Annotated in this window: 29 protein-coding genes and 1 tRNA gene; 18 read left to right on the top strand and 12 right to left on the bottom strand. The window is 38.7% G+C overall.

Annotation, left to right across the window (positions count from 1 at the left end; all coding sequences use genetic code 11):
* Positions 1–201: 201 nt before the first annotated feature.
* Complete coding sequence (locus G5B98_RS00700) at positions 202–621, bottom strand: type II secretion system GspH family protein (RefSeq protein WP_232524596.1); 420 nt, start codon at positions 619–621, stop codon at positions 202–204.
* Positions 622–779: 158 nt separating this feature from the next.
* Between G5B98_RS00700 and G5B98_RS00695 the strand changes: the two genes are divergently transcribed.
* The gene (locus G5B98_RS00695; RefSeq protein WP_196086874.1) at positions 780–1,652 is read left to right on the top strand and encodes a cytochrome-c peroxidase; all 873 of its coding nucleotides are present in this window, start codon (positions 780–782) and stop codon (positions 1,650–1,652) included.
* Complete coding sequence (locus G5B98_RS00690) at positions 1,642–4,062, top strand: bifunctional diguanylate cyclase/phosphodiesterase (RefSeq protein ID WP_196086873.1); 2,421 nt, start codon at positions 1,642–1,644, stop codon at positions 4,060–4,062. Before G5B98_RS00695 ends, G5B98_RS00690 begins: the two co-directional genes overlap by 11 nt.
* Before the next feature lie 3 nt (positions 4,063–4,065).
* Here the strand turns inward: G5B98_RS00690 and G5B98_RS00685 are convergent, their stop codons facing one another.
* A complete protein-coding gene (locus tag G5B98_RS00685; protein ID WP_196086872.1) occupies positions 4,066–4,824 on the bottom strand; it encodes an exodeoxyribonuclease III in 759 nt (252 codons plus the stop codon).
* Positions 4,825–4,877: 53 nt separating this feature from the next.
* Between G5B98_RS00685 and G5B98_RS09345 the strand changes: the two genes are divergently transcribed.
* The 3 genes from G5B98_RS09345 to G5B98_RS00675 are packed head-to-tail and all read left to right on the top strand — an operon-like array spanning position 4,878 to position 5,468.
* A complete protein-coding gene (locus G5B98_RS09345) occupies positions 4,878–5,048 on the top strand; it encodes a hypothetical protein (RefSeq protein ID WP_232525369.1) in 171 nt (56 codons plus the stop codon).
* Positions 4,979–5,239, top strand: a complete 261-nt coding sequence (locus tag G5B98_RS09340; RefSeq protein WP_346265383.1) for a diacylglycerol kinase — start codon at positions 4,979–4,981, stop codon at positions 5,237–5,239. The genes G5B98_RS09345 and G5B98_RS09340 overlap by 70 nt, the downstream gene beginning before the upstream one ends.
* 1 nt (position 5,240) lies before the next feature.
* Positions 5,241–5,468, top strand: a complete 228-nt coding sequence (locus G5B98_RS00675; protein ID WP_072594035.1) for a replication/maintenance protein RepL — start codon at positions 5,241–5,243, stop codon at positions 5,466–5,468.
* Between the two features lie 413 nt (positions 5,469–5,881).
* On the opposite strand, the gene G5B98_RS00670 is transcribed toward G5B98_RS00675, so the two are convergent.
* From G5B98_RS00670 to rpsT, 3 genes are all read right to left on the bottom strand, one after another.
* Positions 5,882–6,301, bottom strand: coding sequence for a TOBE domain-containing protein (locus tag G5B98_RS00670; RefSeq protein WP_196086870.1), 420 nt, complete (start codon positions 6,299–6,301; stop codon positions 5,882–5,884).
* 344 nt (positions 6,302–6,645) lie between these two features.
* The gene (gene prfA, locus G5B98_RS00665) at positions 6,646–7,713 is read right to left on the bottom strand and encodes a peptide chain release factor 1 (RefSeq protein WP_087578185.1); all 1,068 of its coding nucleotides are present in this window, start codon (positions 7,711–7,713) and stop codon (positions 6,646–6,648) included.
* Between the two features lie 13 nt (positions 7,714–7,726).
* Entirely contained in the window at positions 7,727–7,996 is a 270-nt protein-coding gene (gene rpsT, locus G5B98_RS00660) for a 30S ribosomal protein S20 (RefSeq protein WP_004317319.1), read from the bottom strand.
* A 157-nt stretch (positions 7,997–8,153) separates the two neighbouring features.
* Here rpsT and glmM point away from each other — a divergent pair, with 157 nt between their 5' ends.
* From glmM to G5B98_RS00630, 6 genes are all read left to right on the top strand, one after another.
* Positions 8,154–9,494 carry a phosphoglucosamine mutase gene (gene glmM, locus G5B98_RS00655; RefSeq protein ID WP_196086869.1) on the top strand — a complete coding sequence of 447 codons (1,341 nt, stop codon included), beginning with the start codon at positions 8,154–8,156 and terminating at the stop codon, positions 9,492–9,494.
* Entirely contained in the window at positions 9,487–9,939 is a 453-nt protein-coding gene (lspA, locus tag G5B98_RS00650; RefSeq protein ID WP_196086868.1) for a signal peptidase II, read from the top strand. Before glmM ends, lspA begins: the two co-directional genes overlap by 8 nt.
* Entirely contained in the window at positions 9,929–10,291 is a 363-nt protein-coding gene (locus G5B98_RS00645) for an NINE protein (RefSeq protein ID WP_196086867.1), read from the top strand. Before lspA ends, G5B98_RS00645 begins: the two co-directional genes overlap by 11 nt.
* Before the next feature lie 9 nt (positions 10,292–10,300).
* Complete coding sequence (locus G5B98_RS00640; RefSeq protein WP_004317437.1) at positions 10,301–10,735, top strand: CopD family protein; 435 nt, start codon at positions 10,301–10,303, stop codon at positions 10,733–10,735.
* A gap of 9 nt (positions 10,736–10,744) precedes the next feature.
* Positions 10,745–11,290, top strand: a complete 546-nt coding sequence (locus G5B98_RS00635) for a hypothetical protein (RefSeq protein ID WP_196086866.1) — start codon at positions 10,745–10,747, stop codon at positions 11,288–11,290.
* Between the two features lie 116 nt (positions 11,291–11,406).
* Complete coding sequence (locus G5B98_RS00630) at positions 11,407–12,846, top strand: acetyl-CoA carboxylase subunit A (protein ID WP_054195976.1); 1,440 nt, start codon at positions 11,407–11,409, stop codon at positions 12,844–12,846.
* 237 nt (positions 12,847–13,083) lie between these two features.
* On the opposite strand, the gene G5B98_RS09330 is transcribed toward G5B98_RS00630, so the two are convergent.
* Positions 13,084–13,359, bottom strand: coding sequence for a PQQ-binding-like beta-propeller repeat protein (locus tag G5B98_RS09330; protein ID WP_232524595.1), 276 nt, complete (start codon positions 13,357–13,359; stop codon positions 13,084–13,086).
* A 273-nt stretch (positions 13,360–13,632) separates the two neighbouring features.
* Between G5B98_RS09330 and G5B98_RS00620 the strand changes: the two genes are divergently transcribed.
* Together G5B98_RS00620 and gdhA are read left to right on the top strand one after the other, a co-directional pair.
* Entirely contained in the window at positions 13,633–14,217 is a 585-nt protein-coding gene (locus G5B98_RS00620) for an SMI1/KNR4 family protein (protein ID WP_196086865.1), read from the top strand.
* Positions 14,218–14,415: 198 nt separating this feature from the next.
* Positions 14,416–15,774 carry an NADP-specific glutamate dehydrogenase gene (gdhA, locus tag G5B98_RS00615; protein WP_196086864.1) on the top strand — a complete coding sequence of 453 codons (1,359 nt, stop codon included), beginning with the start codon at positions 14,416–14,418 and terminating at the stop codon, positions 15,772–15,774.
* A gap of 511 nt (positions 15,775–16,285) precedes the next feature.
* Here gdhA and G5B98_RS00610 read toward each other — a convergent pair.
* The 4 genes from G5B98_RS00610 to G5B98_RS00595 form a co-directional block, all read right to left on the bottom strand.
* On the bottom strand, positions 16,286–16,429 hold the full coding sequence (locus G5B98_RS00610; protein WP_196086863.1) for a hypothetical protein: 144 nt from the start codon (positions 16,427–16,429) through the stop codon (positions 16,286–16,288).
* Positions 16,430–16,583: 154 nt separating this feature from the next.
* Positions 16,584–17,102 (bottom strand): translation initiation factor IF-3, encoded by a 519-nt coding sequence (gene infC, locus G5B98_RS00605; protein WP_196086862.1) that lies wholly within the window; start codon positions 17,100–17,102, stop codon positions 16,584–16,586.
* Positions 17,099–18,919, bottom strand: a complete 1,821-nt coding sequence (thrS, locus tag G5B98_RS00600) for a threonine--tRNA ligase (protein ID WP_196086861.1) — start codon at positions 18,917–18,919, stop codon at positions 17,099–17,101. The genes infC and thrS overlap by 4 nt, the downstream gene beginning before the upstream one ends.
* Positions 18,920–19,260: 341 nt before the next feature.
* On the bottom strand, positions 19,261–19,836 hold the full coding sequence (locus tag G5B98_RS00595; RefSeq protein ID WP_196086860.1) for a YbaK/EbsC family protein: 576 nt from the start codon (positions 19,834–19,836) through the stop codon (positions 19,261–19,263).
* Positions 19,837–19,898: 62 nt separating this feature from the next.
* Here G5B98_RS00595 and ung point away from each other — a divergent pair, with 62 nt between their 5' ends.
* Positions 19,899–20,591, top strand: a complete 693-nt coding sequence (gene ung, locus G5B98_RS00590) for a uracil-DNA glycosylase (RefSeq protein ID WP_021086630.1) — start codon at positions 19,899–19,901, stop codon at positions 20,589–20,591.
* A 1-nt stretch (position 20,592) separates the two neighbouring features.
* On the opposite strand, the gene G5B98_RS00585 is transcribed toward ung, so the two are convergent.
* The gene (locus G5B98_RS00585) at positions 20,593–20,886 is read right to left on the bottom strand and encodes a hypothetical protein (protein ID WP_196086859.1); all 294 of its coding nucleotides are present in this window, start codon (positions 20,884–20,886) and stop codon (positions 20,593–20,595) included.
* A 79-nt stretch (positions 20,887–20,965) separates the two neighbouring features.
* Here G5B98_RS00585 and G5B98_RS00580 point away from each other — a divergent pair, with 79 nt between their 5' ends.
* The 4 genes from G5B98_RS00580 to G5B98_RS00565 all read left to right on the top strand — a co-directional run bounded on the left by G5B98_RS00580 (position 20,966) and on the right by G5B98_RS00565 (position 25,403).
* Positions 20,966–21,496 carry a pyridoxamine 5'-phosphate oxidase family protein gene (locus G5B98_RS00580; RefSeq protein WP_196086858.1) on the top strand — a complete coding sequence of 177 codons (531 nt, stop codon included), beginning with the start codon at positions 20,966–20,968 and terminating at the stop codon, positions 21,494–21,496.
* A gap of 20 nt (positions 21,497–21,516) precedes the next feature.
* Complete coding sequence (locus G5B98_RS00575; RefSeq protein WP_232524622.1) at positions 21,517–22,683, top strand: replication-associated recombination protein A; 1,167 nt, start codon at positions 21,517–21,519, stop codon at positions 22,681–22,683.
* 66 nt (positions 22,684–22,749) lie between these two features.
* On the top strand, positions 22,750–23,400 hold the full coding sequence (locus tag G5B98_RS00570; protein WP_103568687.1) for an ATP-dependent DNA helicase RuvA: 651 nt from the start codon (positions 22,750–22,752) through the stop codon (positions 23,398–23,400).
* Positions 23,401–23,984: 584 nt separating this feature from the next.
* Positions 23,985–25,403 carry an alanine/glycine:cation symporter family protein gene (locus tag G5B98_RS00565; RefSeq protein ID WP_196087330.1) on the top strand — a complete coding sequence of 473 codons (1,419 nt, stop codon included), beginning with the start codon at positions 23,985–23,987 and terminating at the stop codon, positions 25,401–25,403.
* 74 nt (positions 25,404–25,477) lie between these two features.
* Here the strand turns inward: G5B98_RS00565 and G5B98_RS00560 are convergent.
* Positions 25,478–25,553 (bottom strand) — tRNA-Val (locus tag G5B98_RS00560).
* Positions 25,554–25,764 lie beyond the last annotated feature (211 nt).

The raw sequence follows: 25,764 nt of genomic DNA, 5'->3' as shown, positions 1-25,764 counted from the left end.
ATTAAATTTAATAAAAGGCCATTACCTATTAGCATAAGTTAGGATTGATACTTTTTGGCAACGCATTAAATCTTAGAAAGCTTATTTTTATGTATATAAATTATTTGTGTAAAAAATTTGTATTTCTATCAGTCTTTGTTATATTAAAAAATTTAGTAGGCCAAATATCATAAAAGCAAGGAAAATACCTTGCTAAAAATTTTATTTATATTTTATGCCCATACCGCCAAATTTAAGCGTATTAGCTGTCTTATTGTCGCTACTTTCGACTAGAGCTTTAACATCTGCCAAGCCAGGTAATTCCCAAACTTGTTTGCAAAGGCCATCTGTTTTTATGGTGATGCCTATCTCTCCATTAGTATTGTTTCCTGTACCTACTTCTAGGCATTTATCATTTTTTGCATTTACTGGATTTTTAACATTCGACATCTTCTTAACAGCATCTGCACCAGAAGCAAATTCGCCTTGTGAAGTATAGTAAGAACCCAAGTCCGAAATAAGTGTTTGTATATTTGTAGCAGTTTTTGCTATCTCTGCATCATCCCTTGTTGCAGCTAATTTTGGTATAGCAACCGCAGCTAATATGCCCAATATAACGATCACGAAGATCAACTCAATCATCGTAAAGCCTTTTTTCATGACTTCTCCTCCCTGAAATATAAATATTTTCTAAATCGAGCGAATTGTATCATAAATTTCAAAAAACAATAAAATAACGTACTATATAAAAAATCAAAAATTTGCCGATATAAAAAAGAAAATTAAAAATTAGGGGCGTTATGAAGGGCGTTATACTTTTTCTATTTATCATCACGATTTCATTTTGTAAATATGAATCCTACAAACCTCTCACGGTAGTAAAATATAATGAAGAAAAGGCTCTGCTTGGTAAAAAACTCTTTTTTGACAAAAGACTAAGCCCAAATGAAAACTACTCTTGCCAAACTTGTCACAACCTGTATTGGAATTTAAGTGGAAGCAACCAAGATAGCATGGAAAAAGGCACTTTAAATCCTCCAACCATATTAAATGCTGCAGCAAACTATCTATTTTATAGCGATGCAAAGATTAGCAATTTAAAAGATCAAGTAAAAGAGTCCATAACTTCTAGAATAGAACTAAACTCGGATAACGACAAGATAGTGGATTCTGTAAATAACATCTCTGAGTACAAAATTTTATTTAAAAAAATTTATAATGACGGCATTAATTTTGATAATATTGCAGATGCAATAGCTGAGTTTGAAAAGGCAGTCTTAAGTGTTGATTCGCCATTTGATCGTTTTATATCAGGTGATAACAATGCCATAGATGATAGCGCAAAGAAAGGATTTGAGATATTCAATAATATAGGCTGTGCCGCTTGTCATAATGGTAGAAATTTGGGAGGAAATTTGACACAAGATATTGGCCGAGAAAGAATTTCTGCCTTAGATACAAGCAAAAGATTAAGAAGAGTACCATCACTAAGAAATATTACAAAAACTGCTCCATATTTATCTCATGGAGAGATAAACGATCTAAAAGAGGCTATAAGCTTTATTGGTAACTACCAGCTAGGATACATTCTTAGCAAAGATGAAATTGATGCTTTATACTCATTTTTTCTGACATTAAATGGTAAAAAGCCTAGGATACTAAATGAGTACTAAACGAATAAAAACCATACTTAGCGTCTTAACAGCTATATTTTTCATTAGTGCGTTTTTTATATATAAAGCAAATATAGCTATTGGTGCAGCTCATAAATTTGATGACGGGATTTTAAATCTAAAATTTATAGACAATGAGATAACTTTTTCTTTGAATAATATTTATGATATCTCAAACTACGACAAACTCAATGCTGACATAAATTCTTTTGATACAAATTTAAGCAACCTTTCAATACTTAGTGATGAGATGTTGTTATTTCATCAAAATGAAATAAAAAAAGACCTACAAAACATAAGAGATGTATTTAGTAAAAAAGTATTTTTTTTACAAAGATCAGCTTATGTAAACTCATCTATAGATTCTTATATCCAAATAAGTCAATATGAAATACAAAATCTCGCACTTTCAAATAAGCTTGAGCCTATATTTTATGCGATAAAAGGTGCTTTGATGCTTAGTCCTGAAGCAATAGATGATATTTCAAAGCAAATAAAAATGTATAAAAACGAGTATAAAGATAACCAAAAAGCTCAAAATGTATTAGACAAGATACTTTATGCAGCTCAAGCTACAAAAACATTACGTACAATCTCAAATAGTGCAAAAGAGCTACATCTTGATAATCTAATAGAAAATTTTAGAAACAAAATCCTAGAATTTCACTCTGATGAGGTGAATAAGGCAAAAATAGCTCAGAGAATTTGCTTGATTACATTTATAATATTTTGTTCATTTGGTCTCTATCAAATTAAAATGGCCTCAGAGCGTTTAAGACAGATAAAACTCCTAAGAACGACAGTCGAAAACGATCATAGCTCTATTATCTATTGCGATAAATACAATAGAATTTCATACGTAAATAAAACCTTTGAAGAAAAAACTGGCTACAAGCTAAAAGAAGTAATAGGCAAAAACCCTAGAATACTAAAATCATATATGCACCCGCAAAGCTTTTATGAATCCATAAAAGAGGCTGTGCAAAAATCTCTACCTTGGGAGAGCGATGAGCTTATAAGCAGAACAAAAAACGGTAATTTTTTATATGAAAAGGTAAAATTTTCACCATTTTTCTTTAAAAATAAATTTGAGGGCTATATAGCGGTAAAACTTGATAGGACTAAAGAGACGCTAATACTAAATGAACTAACTCAAAAAAATGAACAAATAAAAATACAATCTTCAATCGATAAGCTAACAGGCTTTGGTAACTACTTTGCTTTAACTGAAATTTTAGACGCACAAAAAGATGGAGTGCTCATTTGCTTAAGCATTAAGAATTTTAAAATTTTAAGATTCTTTTATCAAACTAAGATTATCGATGCAATGCTAAAAGCAGTAGCTGATACACTAAAGCTTTGTATAGATACTTCTGAGATAAAAGCAAAGCTATTTAGATTTCAAGATGACGCATTTTATATATGGTATGAAGGCGATAATATCGTAAAAGATATTGAGTATATTAGAGAATATTTTGGCTCAAATAGGATAAATATCGCTATTGATGAAAAATTTGAAAACTTGCCAGGCATAAAGATAGTATTTGGTGTTTCATTGCCAAACGATACCCCACAAACCAACCGCCTAATGCAATCAGTCCTTGCAAATCAGCTCGCAATAGAAAATGGTAGCAATATTTACTACTATCTAGAAAATGACGCCATTGAGATGAAATATCACAAAAACCAGCTGGCAGTTCAGCTAATCGAAGATGCGTTAGAAAACGATAGAGTCATCGTAGAAGCACAAGGTATCTTTAACTTAGAAGAAAATGAGACTGAAGCAAAGTATTATGAAGTTTTGGTTCGTATAATCGATCAAAATGGAAAGATACACTATCCGGGCGAATTTTTAGATATTGCCATGAAAACACAACTATATCCGCAAATAACCAAAAAGGTGATAAGTCTTGCGTTTGATTTAGCTAAAAGATATCCAGATTATATGTTCTCGATAAATTTATCAATTACCGATATTGCTGATGCTAGTATGAGAGAGCTTATAGAGAGCAAGCTAAACGAGTGCAAAGATCCTAATAAAATTTGTTTTGAAATGCTAGAGAGCGAAGAGCTTAGCGACTATGTTGCGGTAAATTCTTTCATAAAACGCGTCAAGGGCTATGGATGTAAAATTTCGATTGATGACTTTGGCTCAGGATACTCAAACTATTACCGAATTTTGGAGCTTGATATAGACACCATAAAGATAGATGGCTCGATAATCAAAAAGCTTCCATTTGATGAAAATGCTAGAGTTCTAGTAGAAACTATCGTAAGCTTTGCTAAAAAACAAGGCTACAAAATAGTAGCCGAGTTTGCAAGTTCGGAAGAAATTTTAAACCAAATCAAAAATTTTGGAATACCTTACGCACAAGGTTTCTTACTGGGCAAGCCTCGCAGAATGGAATAGTGGCTAAATTTCTATATCTATGCCAACCGGGCAGTGATCGCTGCCTGTAATATCTGGCAAGATAAATGCGTCTTTTAGCCTATCTTTTAATCCTTGTGAAATAAAGAAATAATCAATCCTCCAGCCGATATTTTTAGCCCTTGCATTAAAGCGATAGCTCCACCACGAGTAAGCGTCCGCTACGTCGCCATTTATAGTTCTAAAAGTATCTATAAAGCCATTTTTTAGCACCTCATCTATCCATGCTCGCTCAATAGGCAAAAAGCCAGAAGTTTTGGCATTTGCCTTTGGATTTTTAAGGTCGATCTCACGGTGAGCAGTATTTACATCGCCACAAAATATCACCTCTTTACCGCTTTTTACAAGTTCTTTGCAGTAAGCTAGAAATTTCTCGTAAAAGTCCATTTTATAGGCTAGGCGCTCGTCATCCTTTTGTCCGTTTGGAAAATAGATATTAAAAAGCACGATATTGCCAAATCTATGTTCCAAAACACGCCCCTCCGTGTCGTCGAAAAAAGCTGCCTTTTGTGTAGAAATGTCAAAATTTGCTAGGCTCATCACGCCAGAGTATCCGGCCCTCTCGCCTGAATTTACACTGATATCTTTAAAGCCAAGGTTATAAATTTCTTTTGGCACATCACTTTCTTTGACTTTAATCTCTTGAAGCGCTAAGAAATCAGGCTTTTGCTCCGTAAGCCATGCAAAACCATCTTTTGTTACAAGTGCTCTAAGGCCATTTACATTCCAGCTAATAAGTTTCAAATTTCATCCTTTTTTTAATTATAATTATGCCAAAAATCGCAAAAAGGAAAATTATGAGAAACCAGCCAGAGTATAAATTTTTTAAAAATTTTGACTATGCAAGAGAGGGTTTGGCTGAAATTTTTAAAAATGAAAAGAGCTTTCGAATAGAAATTTGCATATTTTTATTAGCAACACTATCGCTATTTTTTGGAATTTTGGCCTTGTTTTTAATATATTTTTGATATTTAGCATGGCATTTGTGCTAGTTTGCGAGTGCCTAAACTCAGGCTTAGAGCGAGTAACTGATCTTGCAAGCCCAGACTATCACGCCCTAGCAAAGGCGGCAAAAGATGCAGGAAGTGCAGCTGTGATGATCGCAAATTTCTTATGTGGCGCGCTTTGGTGCGTGGCAATAGGATATAAATGGATCTAGCATGAATGAAGAAATTTACAAGGCAATAATTGGTGAGAAAAAGGTAGAAATTATAAATTTGCTAGTTAAAAGCTGTGATGAAAATGGATTTATTGTAGTAAAAATTTCAGAAATTTGTGAAAAGCTGGATGTGAGCAAACCAACCGTGATAAATACATTTAAGCTACTTGAAGAGAAGAAAATTTTCGAGCGAGTGAAAAATGGAGTTTATAGATTTAAAAATTTATAGTGGCAAGCAAATGTCTGCTACCTCTTTTTAGCCGATAGTCTTAGCAGTGATTATGCAAAAAGTCAAGCAGTAAATTATCGCGACGACCCTAGACGGCTAGCGCTATGAACGCCACCTATGATCTCACCAGCTACAGTTTAAGAGTTTATGACTTGGGCTTTGTGTTGATATTTAGCCCGCCCATTGTATGGTGAACCTTTGGTATGCCACACTCTGCATAAAATAGCAGATAGGTTATAAAAGTAAAAAAATAATATAAATTTTCTTATAAAAATTTTTAAGTAAATAGCTTTAAAAATATTCACTACGACTTCTTTAAATTTATAAATTAGTTGACGAATTTTAGAGTATTTTAGATTTTAGCTTAAGAATAGAATTTAATTTAGAATAACGGAGCAAAATTGCTCCGTAAATTATTTAACACCAACTATAATTTGAGTTGCTTTAATGATCGCAGTTACTTTATCTCCCGCTTTTAAAGCTAGGCTGCTAACTGACTCTCTTGTGATGATAGCAGAAATTTTGCTGCCATTTACATCAATAATAACTTCAGCATTTACAGCTCCGTCTTTTATCTCGCTAACAACACCTTTTATTTGGTTTGTAGCACTAAGTTTAATGCTGTCATCTCTTGAAACGATAACACTTGAAGCTTTAAATAAAAAGATAGCTTTTTTGCCAACTTTAAGATCAAGACCTTTTTCACTATCAACTGTAACAGTTGCTTTTAGCACCTCACCGCCTGCAAGCTTAGCAGATATTAGTGAATTTACCGCACCTGTTCTTACTTCTGTGATCTCAACATTTAGTTGATTTCTTGCACTTATTGACATTTTGTCTCCTTGTTTTGAATTAAATTATGGTGAAATTGTAAGGTAGAATTATTAAGCAAAACTTAAAAACTATTTATGCAAAATTATAATATCAAAAATAAAAATTTTATACTTTTAAATGGCCTAAAAATCGATATTTTAGAAATAAAATCTAAAAATTTAATTTATATTATTTTGAAAAAAATGAGAAAAAATATTACTAACTACTACTTCTAAATATCTATTTTTGTAAAATTCTTGTAAATTTGACTTTAAAGCTTGGTAAATTTAAAAGTATTTTAATCTAAAGTAGTATTTTTAGGTAAAGAAATAAATTATAAAATTTGAAGTAAAAATTTGAAAGTTTAAATACCAGCTTCTAGCATAGCTTCTGCTTGATAATGCGTAATAAGTGGCTCGATGATCTCATCAAATAATCCCGCAGCCATAATCGCATCAAGGCGGTAAAGTGTTAAATTTATGCGGTGATCACTTATGCGGTTTTGCGGATAGTTGTATGTCCTTATCCTGCCAGAACGATCTCCGGTGCCAACTTGGCTCTTTCGCTCACTAGTCTCTTTTGCGAGTCTCTCTTGTTCTTGAAGCTCATAAAGTCTAGCCTTTAGCACCTTCATCGCAGCTTCTTTATTTTTGTGCTGACTCTTGCCATCTTGGTTTGTTACAACAAGGCCAGTTGGTATATGTGTGATCCTAACGGCACTATCGGTTGTATTTACCGACTGACCACCGTGACCTGAGCTTCTCATCACATCGACTCTTATATCATTTGGATTGATCTCGATCTCACTATCCTCGACCTCTGGCATAATAGCTACAGTCACAGCTGAAGTGTGCACCCTACCCTGGCTCTCGGTCTCTGGCACACGTTGAACTCTGTGTGTACCGCCTTCAAATTTTAGCCTCGAGTAAGCACCTTTACCTTTTATAAGTACGATGATCTCTTTAAAGCCACCAGTATTGCCTTCGCTTTGACTAACGATCTCAAATTTATATCCACGAAGTTCTGCATATCTAATGTAAGCATTAAAAAGATCCCCAACAAATAGCGCGGCCTCATCACCACCAGTACCTGCACGAATTTCTAAAAATATATTTTTATCATCGTTTGGATCTTTTGGAAGAAGTAAAATTTTTATCTCTTCTTCAAGCTTTTCTCTTGAAATCTCTAAATTTTTAAGCTCCTCTTTTGCAAGCTCTCCGAGCTCAGAGTCCTCAAGTAGGGCTTTATTTTCGTCGATATCTTTTAAAATTTCTAGATATTTTGTTGAGGCAGTTGCGACTGGCTCGATAGATGATTGCTCTTTTGAGAGCTTTGTCATCTTTTCGATATCGTTTGCTATATTTGGATCGCTAAGAAGCGTAGAAATTTCATTATAGCGATCCAAAAATGGATGAAGTTTATCAGCAAACATTAAATTTTATAGATTAAGCAGCTTTTAGAGTATTTACCAATTGTGCAAGACGACTAACACGGCGAGCAGCAGTTTGTTTTTTCAAAAAGCCCCTACTTACGAAGCTGTGGATACTTTTGTTAGCAACTTTTAAAGCTTCATTTGCAGCATTTAGATCTTTAGCTTCTACAGCTACACGCACTGCTTTTGTGATATTTTTAAGTCTTGTGCGGTAAAATCTATTTCTTTCTGTTCTTTTTATAGTTTGTCTAGCTCTTTTTTCAGCAGATTTATGGTTTGCCATAATATACCTTTTTGAATAATTTTAGTCGGTGATTATATTAAAGATATAATAAATTTAACCTTAATTTAAGTCATCCTTAATGAAAGTAAAATTTTAGATTTTAAATTAGGTAAATTCTGATAAAATAGCACAATTTTATAATAAAAAGGATAAATTTATGAAACTATTTGGAACGGATGGAGTTCGTGGAAAAGCTGGTGAGAAGCTTTCAGCTCAAACATCTATGCGTCTTGCAATGGCGGCTGGAATTTACTTTAGAAAAACCTCAGCTACAAATGTGATTTTGGTTGGAAAAGATACAAGAAAAAGCGGCTATATGATAGAAACCGCCATCGTTGCAGGACTAACTGCAGTTGGCTACAACGTCCTTCAAATAGGCCCTATGCCAACACCTGCGATCGCATTTTTAACAGAAAATATGCGCTGTGACGCTGGTATCATGATAAGCGCATCACACAACCCATACTACGATAACGGCATCAAATTTTTTGATAGCTTTGGCAACAAACTTGATGAGACGATAGAGGCCGAGATAGAAAAAATCTTCTACGACGATGAGCTCATCGCAAACGCCCAAAAAACGATGACAGAGATCGGTGCAAACAAGAGGATCGACGATGTTATCGGCAGATATATCGTGCAGATCAAAAATTCATTCCCAAAAGAGCTAAATTTAAAGAATTTACGAGTAGTTTTAGATGTGGCAAACGGAGCTGCTTACAAGGTCGCGCCAACTGTATTTAGCGAGCTTGGAGCTGATGTCATCGTCATAAACGACGAGCCAAATGGTAGCAACATCAACCAAAACTGCGGTGCGCTTCACCCAGAAGATCTAGCAAGCGAAGTAAAAAGGCTTCGTGCTGACATCGGCTTTGCATTTGACGGCGATGCTGATAGGCTTGTAGTTGTCGATGAAAACGGCGAAGTTGTGCATGGCGATGCGATACTTGGCTCACTAGCTGCATTTTTACACGAGCAAAAGACTCTAAAAGGTGGAGCCATCGTAGCTACGGTAATGAGTAACGCTGCACTTGATGACTATCTAAAAGCTCATAAGATCAAACTACTTCGCTCAAACGTAGGCGATAAATACGTGCTTGAGATGATGAAAGAAAATGGCATAAATTTTGGCGGTGAGCAAAGCGGTCACGTGATATTTAACGACTACGCCAAAACTGGCGATGGCCTTGTTACCTCAATGCAAGTTGTCGCGATGATGCTTAAAAAAGGTAAAAAAGCTAGCGAAATTTTTGGTGAGCTAAAGCCATATCCACAAATTTTACTAAATTTAAAGATCATAGAGAAAAAGCCACTTGATAAGATAGAGGGGCTAAAAGAGCTTGAGGCTAGCCTTGCAAAAGATGGCATAAGATCACTTTTTAGATACTCTGGCACTGAGAATTTGATCAGGCTTTTGCTTGAGGGCAAAAATCAAACTTTAGTTGAAAAACGCATGGATGAAGTTGAGAAATTTTTCGTAAAAGCCCTAAATGCGTAAAAATTTGGTTAAATTTTTCATAGCATTTTTTCTCATTTTTATCGTTGATCAAGCGATAAAAATGATATTTATAGATGGTTTTTCGTGGGAGGGCGAGTTTTTCTCGCTAGTTCTTACATATAATAAAGGCGTTGCGTTTTCGATGTTTGCCTTTTTAGATGAGTGGCTTAAATTTATCCAGATCGCCCTCATTTTAGGCGTTTTTGTCTATCTGGTCGTTGAGAAAAAGCTGCTTTACTCGCATGCCATTTGGCTTGGAGCTTTGCTAGGAGCTGGCAGCTCAAATATCACAGATAGATTTATCCATGGCGGCGTCGTGGATTATGTCTTTTGGCATAAGTGGTTTAACTTTGCGGTCTTTAACTTCGCTGATGTGATGATCGATCTTTGCGTCGTGATGATACTTTGGCAAAGTTTTAGAAAAAGGAGAGAGAGTGGGAAATAATATCTACGTCGCATACGCGCTTTGGCTACTTACTGGCTGGCTTGGAGCGCATAGAATTTACCTTGGCAAATTTATAACTGGCTTTTTGATGATGGGACTATTTTTTATCGGCTACTCTTTACAAATCATCCTCGTTGGTTATTTATTCTTGGCTATTTGGGGCATTTGGTGGATCATCGACGCATTTTTAGTCGGCAGTGGTGTGGATAAAAATTTACAAAAAGCCGAGCTAAAAGAGAGGCTAAAGCTCAAAGACAAAGAAGAGGACCTCAAAAGATTATACGAGCTTTTTGAGAGTGGTACGATCAGCAAGGCTGAATTTGAAGCTAGAAAAGAGATACTTTTTAGATAAGGAGACGTTATGGCAGAATATTATCTTTACTTAAAATACCTCCACTATTTGTTTTTCATCTCGTGGATGGCAGTGCTGTTTTATCAGCCAAGGCTCTACGTTTATCACGTAGAAAACATGGACAAGCCAGACTTTGTAAAAGTGGTTGAGGTGATGGAGTACAAGATGTATCACTACATCGGCTGGGTCGCACTCATTGGCTCATTTGTTACTGGCATTTTGATACTTATCGCGATGCCTGATCTTATAAAAACTGGTCACATCCACGTTAAAATTTTAGTTGTCATCTTAATGGCTATCTATCACCTAGACCTTGGACGCTACATGAAGCAGCTCAAAGAAAAACGCTGTAACAAAAGTGGCATCTTCTTTAGAGCTTACAACGAAGTGCCAACTATCGCGATGCTCATCATCATCTGGGTAATGATAGTAAATCCATTTTAAGGGAATTTGATGAAGAAATTTTTAGCATTTATCGCTTTGCCGGCACTCTTACTTGCAGCGACTCAGTACTTTGAGCCGGTGCAGATAAAATTTGATAACAGACTCTACTCATTGGCATATTCAGCCAAGCCTGTGCCAAATTTATTCACGCAGGAGTATTTGCTACCTGGCGAAAGGCTAGATAGTTTTAGCTACATGCTCTCGCTAAATACCCTTAAATTTGACGCTACGCCAGAGCAAGCGGTCGAGCAAAAGATAAATGATCTAAAAGAGCTAAAAGCGAAAGGGCTAAAAGTGGCTTATAAAAAGGGCTCGCTGGCAAATGAAATTTATCTTGATATCACGATATTTTCAAACCTAAATGGCGTACCAACAGCCGAGCACTCGATATATCGCTACACCAAACAAGGCGGAAATTTAGTCCTTTTTACCATCCAAAGGCGCGCTTATAAAAAAGAGGGCATTCAAAGATTTGCTGCAAATTTCACGATCGAGTCGCAAGATTTTAGCAAAAAAGCCCTAGCCACACCTTTTCCACAAATCATCAATAGATAGAAAAATTTGAGTGTAAATTTAACCTTTGCGCTCAAATTTTAAAACCAGACTTAATAAATTTATCTAAAAATAAAACGAATAGTTATATGATAAGCAAAACTCAAAAAGGATAGCCTATGATACATAAAATTCTTATCGCAAATCGTGGTGAGATCGCAGTTAGGATAGTCAGAGCTTGTAGGGATTTACACATCCAAAGCGTAGGAATTTACACAGCGCCAGACAGCGAGTGCTTGCATGTAAGGATAGCTGATGAGGCCTATCAAGTGGGCGAAGATCCGATCAAAGGTTATCTTGACGCCAAAGCTATCGTAAAGCTTGCTAAAGAGTGCGGAGCTGACGCGATACACCCAGGATATGGCTTTTTAAGCGAAAACTACGAATTTGCAAAGGCGGTTGAGGATGCTGGGCTTATATTTATCGGTCCAAAGGCTGAAGTGATCAGAAAAATGGGTGATAAAAATATCGCAAGATACCTAATGAAGAGAAACGGCATACCAATCGTTCCAGGCACAGAAAAGCTAAATGACGAGAGTATGGATGCCATAAAAGAGCACGCTAGACGCATCGGCTACCCAGTCATCTTAAAAGCAAGTGGTGGTGGTGGTGGCCGTGGTATCAGAGAAGTTTGGCAAGAAGAAGATATGCAAGATGCCTTTGAGTCGTGCACCAGAGAGGCAAAGACATACTTTAACAACGATGAAGTTTTTATGGAGAAGCTTGTCGTAAATCCTCGTCACATCGAATTTCAAATTTTAGGCGATAACTACGGCAATATCATCCACCTTTGCGAGCGTGACTGCTCTATCCAAAGGCGCCACCAAAAGATAATCGAGATCGCACCTTGCCCATCTATCAGCGAAAATTTAAGAAAGATAATGGGCGTAACCGCGGTGGCCGCTGCAAAGGCTGTGGGCTACTCAAACGTAGGAACGATCGAGTTTTTATTAGATGACTACAACAACTTTTACTTCATGGAGATGAACACCCGTATCCAAGTGGAGCATGGCATCACCGAAGAAATCACCGGCCACGACTTAGTCGTTAGACAGATAAGGATCGCAGCTGGCGAGATTTTAGAGATCGAGCAAAGCGACATCAAGCCACGAGGCTACGCGATAGAGGCGAGGATCACGGCTGAGAATGTCTGGGAGAATTTCATCCCAGCGCCAGGCACGATCGAGGGTTACTACCCAGCTCTTGGTCCATCTGTGCGCGTCGATAGCCACGTCTATAAAGACTACACCATACCGCCATTTTACGACTCACTTATCGCAAAGTTGATCGTAAAGGCGACCGACTACGATCTAGCGGTAAATAAGCTTGAAAGAGCGCTTGAAGAATTTACCATCGAGGGCGTGCGAACGATCATCCCATTTTTGCTAACGATCAGCAAAAGTAAAGAGTTTAGAAGAGGATTTTTCGATACTAGCTACGTTGAGAAAAACTTAAAAACTATCCTTGAAAACACCTATGACGATATGAATAAAGAGCCAAACGACGACCTAGAAGAGGTCATCGTAGAGGCGATAAAAAGATATAAAAAGAAGAGATAAATTTATCTAATTTCGGCTTTGGCGACAAATTTCGCCAAAGCTAAATCCTCGCGCAAACTGCGTAAATTTTAGCTCCGTCATTTGCCATAGCGTAGAGCTTGCCACCGCTTATTAGCATGATCTGATCTGTAACTAAACCAAAATTTCAAACTCTATCTCTTTTAAAAACGAGCTATTTTTAGCGCTTATCAAAGCTGGCTTATTTTTGTGATTTGCGAACAAAATTTGACCATTAGTCTAAGCAAAGTACTCCGCGCCACTTGTTTTAAATTTAAATATCACCTCGCCACTTTTTGCATCCACGGCATAGAGATGTCCGCCTTTGCCAGCAGTGCCAAAGTAAAGCACCCTCACACAGGTAACTGGTGTGTAGAGATATGTGCAAAGCTTTAGCCGCCAGATAGTTTTGCATATTCTTACACTCTGCTCTTTAGGCGACACACTCTCATTTAAATTTTCATCTTTTGCTTCACTTTTGAATGCTGCGCCGCCCAAAATTTCTTTACACTCCATTATAATCGTACGCAAAAGCCATCAAGTTCGTATGTTTTAGCGTCGTTATAAATCTCTTTTATGGGTTACGCGGCTTTACCAAGCTAAGTTACCTCATCATTAATCCTTTATAATATCTCACATTTAGTGATTGCTAGTTTTCTTAGTTATCTCTGCCAGCTTCTTAAATTTATGAAGATTGTGGTCTAAATTTGGCGGCAAATGGGTCAAATTAAAAACACACTGAAATAAATTTGATAAAATTTGCCAAATTTAGCAAATTTAAGGAGCGATATGTTTTTAAAATTAGACAAGATCGCTGGGAAGCTAGATCAAATTTTCTTGCCACTAGAGCAAGAGGGTATGACTGGCATGAGACTCTTGCTTCAAAATGATGTTAAAGCCACCGCACAAGCACTTAAAAACGCACAAGAAGCTCTTGGCGTAAATTTCCCAGCTAAATTTTTAGAGTTAATAAGCAAATTTGACCTTGGCAATTTTGAAATTTGCAATGTCAGTTTTGGCTCAAGAGGCGATTACGTGAGTGAGCTAGTACGGCTAAATAGCGTAGACGAATTTGGTGGCAAATGGTGGATTGGCGAGGCTCATCCTTTAAATTTGATAGTTTTTGCCGTGGGTGATCCGTGGATATTTTTGCTTGATTGCACGAGTGGCGCGGTCTATGCATGGCTCTTTGGAGATGAGGAGCTTTGCGGTAGGTGCGTCGCAAGTGACTTTGAGAAATTTTTCATAGCGCTTGCCAGCACCTATATAGCAAGACTAAATGGTGAAACTCTGCTACCAGCCGAGCAAATCCTAAAATTTGTTAAAGCAGACGAAAAAGCACGTCCTTTCTGGCAAGAGATGGCGCAAAATTAGTAAATTTAGGCTCCACTCAGCCTAAATTCTCTTTTATAAATTTATCCCAGCGATCGAAACAAAAACCACTTTTTATAAATTTAGTTTCGATATGTAACGCTCATTGCCTAAAATAAAAATATAAAAATAAATTTAAATAAAAATTTTTTCTAGGAGAGTTAATATTCAACTACGAAAATTTGACGAATAGGAGCCAAAATGAGCGAGTACATCGAAAAAACGATGGAGTGGATAAAAAAGACCAATCCGGGTCAAGGCGTCTTTGTCCAGGCTGCGACCGAGGTGCTAAACAGCCTCGAGCCGCTTATAAAAAAAGAGAGCAAGTACCAAAAACACGCGATCCTAGAGCGTATCGTGATACCTGAGCGCACGGTGATATTTCGCGTCACGTACACGGGCGATGACGGTAGACCGCAGGTAAATAACGGCTACCGCGTGCAGTTTAACTCAGCCGTGGGCCCCTATAAAGGCGGTATCAGACTGCATCCTAGCGTGGATCTTGGCGTGCTTAAATTTTTAGGATTTGAGCAAATTTTTAAAAACTCGCTCACGGGCGTAAATATCGGAGGCGCAAAAGGCGGCAGCACCTTTGATCCAAAAGGTAAGAGCGAGGGCGAGATAATGCGCTTTTGCCAAGCGTTTATGAGCGAGCTTTACCGCCACATCGGCAACACCGTGGACGTGCCCGCAGGCGACATCGGCGTTGGCGCGCGCGAGATCGGCTATATGTTTGGGCAGTATAAAAAGCTAACCGGCAGGTTTGACGGTATACTAACGGGCAAAGGGCTAAACTGGGGCGGCAGCCTAGCGCGCACAGAGGCGACCGGATACGGGTTAGTCTATTTTACGCAAAACATGCTGCAAAAAGCAGGACTTGGGCTAGATGGCAAAAAGTGCAGCGTCAGCGGTAGCGGAAACGTCGCCATATACACGGTAGAAAAGCTCTATCAAGTAGGCGCGCTGCCTATCACGGTTTCTGATTCAAACGGATACGTTTACGATGCAGAGGGCATCGATCTAGCGGTACTTAAAGAGCTAAAAGAAGTAAAACGTGCACGCCTTAGCGAATACATCAAATTTAGACCTAACGCAAAATACGTAAGCGTAAGTGAGTACAAAGAGGGCAGAAACGGCGTGTGGGACGTGCCGTGCGATGGAGCGTTTCCGTGCGCGACGCAAAACGAGCTTCACCTAGCCGACATAAAGACGCTTTATGCTAACGGCTGTCGCTTCGTGGCTGAGGGGGCAAATATGCCAAGCACGCTTGATGCGATAAATTTCATGCTCGCGCAAAAGGATTTTTGCTTCGCTCCGGCAAAGGCGGCAAACGCGGGCGGTGTGGGCACGTCGGGCCTAGAAATGATGCAAAATGCCGGCATGACCGCGTGGAGCTTTGAAAAGGTCGATCACAGACTGCACGGCATAATGAATCATATTTTTGAGCTTAGTTACGAGACTAGCAAGGAGTTTGGCGACGAGGGAAATCTAGTACTTGGCTCAAATATCGCGGGCTTTCGAAAGGTGGCTGATGCGATGATAGATCAGGGATATGTGTAGACTAATTTTATCTCTTAGCTTTATAAAATTACGTCCAAGTTAAATTTGGACGTAAATCAATATGAAGTAGCTTTGGGTTTTCAGCTAAAAGAGAGTTTTCTTTTGGCAAGAGATAATTAAAAAATTTTATAAATTTAAACTATAAACAAGCGAATTTTTTAGCAAATTTATACAGCTACTAGGCGAAATTTAGTTTATAACTCTCGCACAGGCACCATTAATTTACAACTCGAAAGAAGTTATCAAATTTACTCTTTCAGGCGAGCTCTTGCCTAGTCGAATTTCAGCAAAGCCCCCATGTAATGGTTGGTAGAAAAAAAGATGGAGCAAATTCTAGTAAGCAAAAATTAAAATTTGCTACATTTAATCCACGAACAAGCAAATTTCTCATCAAATTTGGTCGCCACATAAAACCAAGAGTAGTCAAAGCTTTTTGTAAAAAAGTATTATTAAAGCGATATCCCATTGCCAAATTTAGCTAGATATTAGGCAAAATTTAGCTTAAAAATACTCACGCAAGCACTAAAATTTTTGTAAGCTCACAAGAAATATTTTCAGCACAACATCCATATGAGCGATAACAAAGCGGGTAAATTCCAGCAAGTAAAGACCAAAATTTACTAAATTTAAGCCACATCCAAATTTTGCCTATCAAATTTAACCACAAGGTATATCAACCCTGCAAACGCCTTTGCGTAAATTTAACACATACAAAAATGATAGGATTTTGGAAAATAATTATTTGTAAGTTTTTGTATTAAAAATTTAATGTAACAAAGAGCAAGCCCTAGCCTGCTCTTTGTGAAAATTTAACCCTTTTTTGGAGTTACAAGCATATTTACATAACGACCTTCTATTATAGGCTCTTTGTCGCGGTCAGCTTCATCTTTGATCATCTCCCAGACCTTCTCAAGCATAGCTACGCCAGCTTCTGGAGTGCTCATCTCGCGACCCTTTAAAAATACACGAAATTTAACGTGTTTGCCATCTTGCAAAAACTCGCTTGCGTGTTTAACCTTGTAGTTTATATCGTTTTGGGCGATCTTGACAGAGAGTTTTATCTCTTTTATCTCGATGGTTTTTTGCTTTTTCTTGGCCTCTTTTTGCTTTTTCTCTTGCTGATAGCGGAATTTACCATAGTCCATTATCTTGCAAACTGGCGGCTTCGCATCTGGCGCTATAAGCACTAGATCAAGCCCAAGCTTATTTGAGATCTCTAAAGCCTCTTCTCTTGAGATGACACCGTATGTCGTGCCATCATCCCCTACACATCTTACCTCTCTCGCCCTTATGTCCTCATTGAGCAATACTTCATTTTCCTTACTCAAAAATGTACCTCACTAAGTTTCTCCTTCGTTAAATTTATAAATTCCGCCAAGCTCATATCGCTCTGCGTCCTAGCCTGTCTGTCGCGTAGCGCAACGCTCTTGTTCGCTACTTCGTTGTCACCTAGCACGACTATCATAGGCACCCTTTGTTTTTCAGCCGTTCTTATTCTTTTATTTAAACTCTCATTTTTACTTGCAATCTCGCTATCGATGTTGATATTTCTTAGCTCGCGTGAAATTTCTTTTGCGTAGTCTAAATGTGCGTCGCTAATAGGCACGATGACGACTTGCGTAGGAGCTATGAAAAATGGTAGCTCACCAGCAGTGTGCTCAAGTAAAATTCCTATAAATCTCTCAAAACTGCCAAGTAAGGCTCTATGTAGCATTACGGGGCGTTGTCTTTCGTTGTTTGCGTCGATGTAGCCTAGATCAAAGCGCTCTGGCAAGTTAAAATCGACCTGGATCGTGCCGCACTGCCACTTTCTCTTAAGCGCGTCGGTGATTTTGATGTCGATTTTTGGTCCATAAAATGCGCCACCGCCCTCGTCGATACCGTATCTAAAACCGTTTTCATCAAGCGCTTCTTTTAGCGCTTTTGTAGCAGTTTCCCAAATTTCATCCCCGCCGATCGCTTTTGCGGGCTTGGTCGAAATCTCTATCTCGTAATAAAAGCCGAAATTTTCCATTATTTTGCCGGCAAATTTTAAAATTTCTAAGATATTTTCTTTGATTTGGCTTGGCATACAAAAGATATGCGAGTCATCTTGTGCAAATTCGCGCACTCTGAAGAGCCCGTGAAGCACACCGCTTTTTTCATGGCGATGTACGACGCCGTATTCGAAAAATTTAAGTGGCAAATCACGGTATGAGCGGATGTCGCTTTGATAGACTTTGATGTGTCCGACGCAGTTCATCGGCTTGATGCCGTACTCTGTCTCGTCGATCGTCGTAAAGTACATATTTTCTTTATAGTTTGCGTAGTGACCGCTTCTTCTCCACACATCAGCCTTTAAAAGCTCTGGCCCACGCACTGGCTCGTAGCCACGGTCGCGGTGAGCTTTGTATAAAATTTGCTCTAACTTAGAGCGCAAGCGTCCGCCATTTGGTAGCCATATAGGCAAACCACCACCCACTTCTTCATCAAAAGTAAATAGTTTCATCTCGGTGCCAAGCTTTCTGTGGTCACGCTTTTTGGCCTCTTCGATGATTCGGATGTGCTCTTTTAAGCTCTCTTTATCTGCATAAGCTGTGCCATAAATTCTAGTTAGCATCTCACGGCTCTCATCGCCTCCAAGATAAGCCCCAGCCACGCGTGTAAGCTTGAAAAATTTTAAAAATTTAGTATTTGGTACGTGTGGTCCGCGGCAAAGATCTTCAAAATCGCCTTGTGCGTAGCTGCTCACTTCGCCATCTGGAATTCTTTTTAAGACCTCTTGTTTTAGATCATCGTTTTTAAATTTCTCACTCATATTAGCTTTAGTTGAGCAGGTTTTAACTATGTCAAATTTCTTCTCAGCAAGCTCTTTCATCTTATCTTCGATCGCTGCTAGATCGCTCTCGCCTAGCTTCGTGCCCTCATCATCAACTCTAAAATCATAATAAAATCCATCTTCTACGTTTGGTCCGACAAAGAATTTCGCCTTTGGATAGAGTGATTTGATAGCTTGTGCCATGAGGTGCGCACAGGAGTGTCTGATAACGTGTAGTGCCTCTTTTGAGTTGTCAAAATAGATAGGCTCAGCACTACTCTCACGCCCTGCGATACTTTGAGTATCGACTATTTCGCCATTTAGTTTGTATGCGATGATATCGCTCATTGTTTTTCCTTATATCAAATTGTCTTTTTTACGATAAAAGAACGATTAAGGATTTTATCGAAATGGGCTTTAAGCTAAACTTAATAATTGCTAAGCAAATTTTTATAAATTCTTTTTAAATTTAATGAAATTTGAGCCAAAATTTTTGGATTTGAAAATATATTTTTTTATATAAAAAGATAATAAACCCTAAAATATGCATATTTTATCAATATAATTTATTATATTTTAAGATTATCCTTGATAATATTTGCTCCTGAAATGAATTTAGCAATTTCTCGTCTTTGCATTACTTAAATTCATTTTTCTCCCGACAAATTTAGTGCTAGGAAGTGGTTAGCCTAGCACTTTTCTTTTGAAAATTTAACAAACACTGGCTTTACTATCCTGGCGTAGTCTTTTGCGTTTAAGATGAGCGATCTATCAAGAAGCCCTGCATTAAAGGCGATCTCCTCGTTTTGCTCTAGCAAACTCTCATCCACAACAAGGTGCAAATTTTTATGAAAGCTAAATGGCGGAACCGAGCCAAATACGCAATCAGCAAGTACTGTGACCTCCTCTGGGCTAGCAAGGCTCGCTCTTTTACCATCAAATTTTTGCGTAAGCGCGTCAAGATCAGCCTGCTCGTCCGCTGGCAAGACCGCGAGCAAGTAAATTTTACCAGCCTTCATCGCTGGCTTTTCGTCATCTAGCAAGTAACCATCTAGCACATTTTCATCTTTAAAAATTTGCCTAAATTTCTCCTCGCTAACGCCCTTTATAGAGCAGACCAGCGCCTTTGCGCCCTGGCTCATCTTCGTGCCCCTTATCTTAGCGACCTCCTCTGAAGTCCTTGCGCTCTCATGCTCTATCACTCTAAATTTAGCCCCATTTTTGCTAAGAAGATCGTGGATCTTATTAAAAATTTGCTCTGACACAGCTCTTTCCTTTGGATAAATTTAGTTAAAATTATAGCGCTAAAACAAAAAAGGGCAGGAAAATGCAGATAAATTTAGATGACGTAAAGATCGAGCCAAGCTGGAAAGAGGTGCTAAAAGATGAGTTTTTGAGTGAAAATTTCGCACGCATCAAAGAAAATTTCTTAAAAGCAAAGAGCGCTGGCGTCGTCTATCCACCAAGCGGGCTTATATTCAACGCATTTAACCTAACGCCGTTTCACGATGTCAAGGTCGTCATCCTAGGGCAAGACCCATATCACGGCGCAAATCAAGCCATGGGACTAAGCTTTTCAGTGCCAAGTGGCGTGAGAGTGCCGCCAAGTCTTGTGAATATCTATAAAGAAATTTACGCCGATCTTGGCATAAAAGAGCCAAATAGCGGCGATCTTACAAAGTGGGCAAAGCAAGGCGTGCTGCTTTTAAACTCCACTTTAAGCGTAAGTGCTGGAGCGGCAAATTCTCACGCTAGCTTCGGCTGGCAGGGCTTTACAGACGCCGTCATAAGAAAGATTAGCCAAAATTTACAAAATGTAGTCTTTATGCTCTGGGGCAACCCAGCCAAGGCAAAAGCACCACTTATAGACGCCAGCAAGCACCTCATTTTAGAAGCAGCCCACCCAAGTCCGCTAGCTCGTGGGGCGTTTTTTGGCTGCAGGCACTTTTCTAAAGCAAATATCTACCTAGCAAACCACGGCAAAACGCCTATCGAGTGGGACTTAAACGCTCAAATTTGAGCTATTTTTTAAGCTCAGCAAGAAGTTTATTTACCTTTTCTAGCTCACTTTTGCAAAATTTCTCATCGTTATTTTGCATTATCATTGCTTCTTGGCCGCTTTGCCTTTGCTTAAACTCATCAAATTTAAGCTCAAAAAGCCTTAGCGCCTTCTCATCACCCGCAAGCTTCTTGCTCTCTTTGGCATAAAGCTCGTCAAGATAGAGCCTACTTTGCTTGACATACTCCTTGCAAACCTCGCTTGCACCAAATAAATTTACGCCCAGAAAAAGGGCAAAAATGGCAAATTTTTTCATATTTTTCCTTGAAATTTTTGCGTTATACTAGCCTTTAAGCACTTAAATTTTAAAATAATTTGCAAAAAAAGGATGAAAAATGAGGCGAAAAGATAGAGAGCTTGGACGTGACGAGGCGCTTGAGATCATCGATGATTGCGAATACTGCGTGATCTCATGCGTGGATGATGAGGGAGAAATTTTTAGTGTGCCTATCTCGCCAGTTAGAGTTGGTGAGAGCATTTTTATTCACGGAGCGAGCGCTGGTAGCAAGGCAAAACTGCTTCAAAATGGGCGAAAAGTGGAGTTTGTCTGCGTTAGCTTTAATAAAGTCCCACATCTAAATGATAGTGAGCTAGAGGCGATAAAGGACGACGGCAAGGCGCTTGGCGGCAAGGTTTTTACGACTGAATATAAAAGCGCCATCGCAAAAACAAGAGCCTACGAAGTGAAAGATGAAGCCAAAAGATATGAAATTTTAAAAATTCTCAGCCAAAAATACACCGCCTACGCGATGAGCACCTTTGACGTGGCGGCGGAGTATGGGCTAAAAAACATGAAAATTTACGAGCTAAAGATAGAGAGCCTTAGCGCAAAGGCCAAAATTTTGCCAAAAGCGGTAAAGGAGTAAATTTGAGCTCACTTGCACTGATGTTTAGACCAAAAAACTTGGATGAAATTTGCGGTCAAAAGGCGGTTAAAGCGGCATTTTTAAAATTTATAGCTACCGGCAAGATACCGCACTCCATATTTTATGGTCCAGCAGGCTGTGGCAAGACGAGCTTTGCAAGGGCTGTGGCAAGCGGGGCAAACTACGACTTTTACGAGTTTGACGGTGGAAATTTAAAGATAGATGACTTTCGCAAAATTTTAAAAAACTACGAAAATGCCCTAAATAAGCCGCTCTTTTTCATAGACGAGATCCACAGGCTTAGCAAAACCCAACAAGAAGCGCTACTCATCCCCATGGAAAACTACAAAGCCCTAGTCATCGGTGCAAGTACTGAAAATCCCTTTTTCACGCTAAGCTCAGGCATCAGAAGCCGCTCGATGCTCTTTGAGTTTAGACCGCTTAGCAGTGGCGACTTTGAGGAGCTTCTTGGCAAGATAAAAGAGCAAATTTCATTTAGCATTGACGAAGAAGCAAAAGAGTATCTCTTTAAAAGTAGCGGCGGCGACGCAAGAGCTATGCTAAATTTACTCGAATTTGCCGTCACGCTTGATGAAAATGTGAGCCTAGAAAATTTAAAAACACTTCGCCAAAACGCCCTAAAAGAGGGGGCAAAAGAGGACGACACGCACTACGAGCTAGCAAGCGCTTTTATAAAAAGCCTGCGCGGAAGCGACGAAAACGCCGTCATATACTATCTCGCAAGACTCATAGACTCTGGCGAGAGCGCTGACTTCATCGCTAGAAGGATGGCGATATTTGCCAGCGAAGACATCGGCAATGCAAACCCAAATGCGCTAAATTTAGCCGCAAGCACGCTTAGCATCGTAAAAGATATAGGCTTTCCAGAGGCTAGGATCATACTGGCTCAGTGCGCCATCTATCTAGCCAGCTCGCCAAAGTCAAACTCCAGCTACAACGCGATAAATGCCGCTCTAAGATACGTGCAAAGCGAAGAAATTTTAAAAATTCCACCATATCTAAAAAATCACACAAAAGAGAGCAAAGACTACCTTTATCCGCATGATTTTGGCGGCTGGGTTGAACAAAAATATCTAGAAAAACCGCTCGTTTTTTATAAAAGCAAGGGCATAGGCTTTGAAAAAACGCTAAATGAATGGCTAGATAAAATAAAATCTAAGGACTAATTTTTGGGCTTTACTCTGTCAGATTTATTTATGGCAAGCATAAGAGTAAATTTTAAAGGTATGTAGATGAATGGGCAAAATTTAGCATACATCACAAATTTAAAGATAGAAGACGTGCCTTGGAGTAGATTAACGACGACTTATGGCAGAGCAAGCAGATTTCCAGAAATTTTTAAACAGCTTTCGGCAGCGATCGGCAAGAAAGATTTGACGCAAAGTTTGACTACCAGCAAGTCAAATAGCGGACAAAATACGGCAAATCCAGCAAATAACAATGAAGCAAAATTTAACGCCAAAGCTGCTTGTGACGTGCTTGATAAAATTTTTAAAGAAATAGAGCATCAAAGTACTTTTTGGCACGCTACGCCTTTTGCACTTGTATTTTTGGCGAGAATTTTTATGCGGGCGAAGTTGGTCGCTGATAACGGCGATAAAGACGAGGTGGCAGAGCTTATCGTGTCCCGTCTGGGTGAATTTTTCGCGTTTATGCTTATGGTTTGTAGCGATGCCGATAAAATTAATCATACTACACCACTGGGTAGCTTTGCTGATATGCTAGCCGAAAAATACCTGTGGCCGCAAAGCGATGAAAACGACGAGGAGCTTTGGGAAGAGCACTTTTACGATGATGATTTGTTTTATAGTTTTTACTTTTATTCGCGTGCGGTTCTTGACGCGACCGGTGTGGATTTTACGCAGTTTAAGCCTATAGAATAGCGTTAAAATTACGCGGTAAGGCTGAAAATTTTACCATTAAACTTAAACCAGAAAGAAAACTTACTGGTAGTCTGCAAGGTATTTTGCTAGTTTGCCTAATTTTATAAAAAATCGGCGCAAAGCGGTAAATTTAACCCAGTTAAGAAAAGGCAGGCAAATTCTGACAAAGGTGGCTAAGCATTTTAGCGTCAAAGCCTTTTAAACGCCTTTGATAAAATTTTCAACAAAATCAATAGCCAAATACGTTTTGCCAAGCTATGCCCACGCAGGAAAAACAGCGAATTGTTTGTAAAAGCCTTCTAAAAAACGTAAAAATCTAATTTTAAAATCCAAAAATCAAGAAATAATTTTAGTCCTCATAAGCCGTCTTTGCGGAATAAATTTAGAAATTATTAATCAAAAAACGCCTTAGAGCGTAAAAATATTGGTCGTAAAATCTTGCTAGTAAAAGCAAGTTCTCCGCGAGTAAGCCGAAAACTAGCACGAAATTTTAAGCCAAGCTAAAAAATTTTTCTTATTTATTCTAATTTTATATTTTTTTAAATATACTCGCTCTCTAAACTACACCAATGAAAGTCAAGAAAATGCCTACAAATTTTGCTGAAATTTTAAATAATTGTGTTGAAAGTATAAATTCATTTCTTTGGGGACCATACTTCCTTATTACCCTACTTTGCGGCACTGGACTATTTTTTACTATTAGGCTTGGGTTTGTTCAAATTTTTAAGTTTAAAATGGGCTTAAAAGAGCTTTTTGGGAATTTCTCGCTTCACGGCGAAGCTGCTGGCAAGGCCGGCATGAGCCAATTTCAAGCAGTTGCAACCGCAATCGCCGCGCAAGTTGGCACTGGCAATCTAGTAGGTGCGACAACAGCACTTATCATGGGTGGTCCTGGAGCGATTTTTTGGATGTGGTGCGCTGCGTTTTTAGGCATGGCTACAAATTTTGCTGAAATTTGCCTAGCTCAAATTTACCGCACGAAAGATGACAGCGGTCACACGATAGGCGGTCCAGCATTTTATATAAGTCGTGGATTAAAGGGAAAATGGGCAAAAATTTTAGCTGGATTTTTCGCTATCGCCATCATTATCGCACTTGGCTTTATCGGAAATATGGTGCAAGCAAACTCGATCTCAGACGGCTTTAAAGGTGCCTTTGGCATACCTCAGTGGATAACTGGAGCTTTTTTAGCAATTGTCTGTGCGGTCATCTTTATAGGTGGCGTAAAGGCGATCGCAAGAGTGGCTGAAAAGATCGTGCCTTTGATGGCTTTACTTTATGTAGGTGTTGGACTAATCATTATCGCTTTAAATTTTCACGAAATCCCAGATGCAATTTTGCTTATCTATAAAGCAGCATTTGATCCTTCGGCTGCGTGGGGTGGAGCTACTGGAGCTAGCATAGCAGCTGCGATGAGATACGGCATAGCAAGAGGGCTTTTTAGCAATGAGGCTGGTATGGGCTCAACTCCGCACGCACACGCTGCGGCTAATGTCAAACACCCGGTCGATCAAGCAGTGCTTGGCATAATGAGCGTATTTGTAGATACTTTTATAGTTTTAAATATCACGGTTTTTGTAGTACTTACCGCAAATGTCATCAGCTTTGAAAACGGCAAGGCAGTCTTTACAGGTATCACCTTGGTGCAAGAGGCCTTTTCGTCGCACATATTTGGCAAAACTAGCGGTTATAGCTTTGTAGCGATCTGCCTATTTTTCTTCGCATTTACGACCATACTTGGATGGTACTACTTTGCTGAGATCAATGTGCGCTACCTTTTTGGCGCAAAGGCAGTCAGGGCGTTTCAAATTTTGGTAGTCGTTTTTGTCTTTTTGGGAAGCTTGCAAAAGGTAAATTTCGTTTGGAGCTTGGCTGATATGTTTAATGGCTTGATGGTCGTACCAAATTTAATTGCCATCATCATTTTAAGCCCTATCGTGGCAAAGCTTTTAAAAGATCACGATGCTGGCAAAGAGTATGATGTGAAAGATTATTTGAAATAAGTCTTTACCGCATCTTTAGAAAATTTACTAATAATTAATTTTTAAATCTTTTATTTAGGATATTTTATTAGAAGTGGTGGCCCCGAATGGACTCGAACCATCGACCACTACCATGTCAAGGTAGTGCTCTACCAACTGAGCTACGGGACCAAAGATTTGGGATTATATTTTATTTTCTATTTTATTTAGCTTAATTTTTTAGTAATTAAATTTATTTATAAGCAGTAAATGTAATGGATAAATTTAGAATTAACTAACACTTGCTTTGCAGTTATTGGTAAAGATGAAAACTACCCGGTCAATATCGGCAACTCACACATCGCCATAAAAACTCCTTGATAGCGATAAAGAGCTAAAATGT

Source organism: Campylobacter concisus (assembly GCF_015679985.1).
Classification (GTDB): Bacteria; Campylobacterota; Campylobacteria; order Campylobacterales; family Campylobacteraceae; genus Campylobacter_A; species Campylobacter_A concisus_AC.
Note: the sequence above shows the minus strand (reverse complement) of the source record. Positions and strands in the feature narration are given on the sequence as shown.

Coding starts and splice junctions, on each gene's coding strand:
- G5B98_RS00700 (WP_232524596.1), bottom strand. CDS start 621: ATGATTGAGTTGATCTTCGTGATCGTTATATTGGGCATATTAGCTGCG.
- G5B98_RS00695 (WP_196086874.1), top strand. CDS start 780: ATGAAGGGCGTTATACTTTTTCTATTTATCATCACGATTTCATTTTGT.
- G5B98_RS00690 (WP_196086873.1), top strand. CDS start 1,642: ATGAGTACTAAACGAATAAAAACCATACTTAGCGTCTTAACAGCTATA.
- G5B98_RS09345 (WP_232525369.1), top strand. CDS start 4,878: ATGAGAAACCAGCCAGAGTATAAATTTTTTAAAAATTTTGACTATGCA.
- G5B98_RS00675 (WP_072594035.1), top strand. CDS start 5,241: ATGAATGAAGAAATTTACAAGGCAATAATTGGTGAGAAAAAGGTAGAA.
- G5B98_RS00670 (WP_196086870.1), bottom strand. CDS start 6,301: ATGTCAATAAGTGCAAGAAATCAACTAAATGTTGAGATCACAGAAGTA.
- prfA (WP_087578185.1), bottom strand. CDS start 7,713: ATGTTTGCTGATAAACTTCATCCATTTTTGGATCGCTATAATGAAATT.
- rpsT (WP_004317319.1), bottom strand. CDS start 7,996: ATGGCAAACCATAAATCTGCTGAAAAAAGAGCTAGACAAACTATAAAA.
- glmM (WP_196086869.1), top strand. CDS start 8,154: ATGAAACTATTTGGAACGGATGGAGTTCGTGGAAAAGCTGGTGAGAAG.
- lspA (WP_196086868.1), top strand. CDS start 9,487: ATGCGTAAAAATTTGGTTAAATTTTTCATAGCATTTTTTCTCATTTTT.
- G5B98_RS00640 (WP_004317437.1), top strand. CDS start 10,301: ATGGCAGAATATTATCTTTACTTAAAATACCTCCACTATTTGTTTTTC.
- G5B98_RS00635 (WP_196086866.1), top strand. CDS start 10,745: ATGAAGAAATTTTTAGCATTTATCGCTTTGCCGGCACTCTTACTTGCA.
- G5B98_RS00630 (WP_054195976.1), top strand. CDS start 11,407: ATGATACATAAAATTCTTATCGCAAATCGTGGTGAGATCGCAGTTAGG.
- G5B98_RS09330 (WP_232524595.1), bottom strand. CDS start 13,359: ATGGAGTGTAAAGAAATTTTGGGCGGCGCAGCATTCAAAAGTGAAGCA.
- G5B98_RS00620 (WP_196086865.1), top strand. CDS start 13,633: ATGTTTTTAAAATTAGACAAGATCGCTGGGAAGCTAGATCAAATTTTC.
- gdhA (WP_196086864.1), top strand. CDS start 14,416: ATGAGCGAGTACATCGAAAAAACGATGGAGTGGATAAAAAAGACCAAT.
- thrS (WP_196086861.1), bottom strand. CDS start 18,919: ATGAGCGATATCATCGCATACAAACTAAATGGCGAAATAGTCGATACT.
- ung (WP_021086630.1), top strand. CDS start 19,899: ATGCAGATAAATTTAGATGACGTAAAGATCGAGCCAAGCTGGAAAGAG.
- G5B98_RS00585 (WP_196086859.1), bottom strand. CDS start 20,886: ATGAAAAAATTTGCCATTTTTGCCCTTTTTCTGGGCGTAAATTTATTT.
- G5B98_RS00580 (WP_196086858.1), top strand. CDS start 20,966: ATGAGGCGAAAAGATAGAGAGCTTGGACGTGACGAGGCGCTTGAGATC.
- G5B98_RS00575 (WP_232524622.1), top strand. CDS start 21,517: ATGTTTAGACCAAAAAACTTGGATGAAATTTGCGGTCAAAAGGCGGTT.
- G5B98_RS00570 (WP_103568687.1), top strand. CDS start 22,750: ATGAATGGGCAAAATTTAGCATACATCACAAATTTAAAGATAGAAGAC.
- G5B98_RS00565 (WP_196087330.1), top strand. CDS start 23,985: ATGCCTACAAATTTTGCTGAAATTTTAAATAATTGTGTTGAAAGTATA.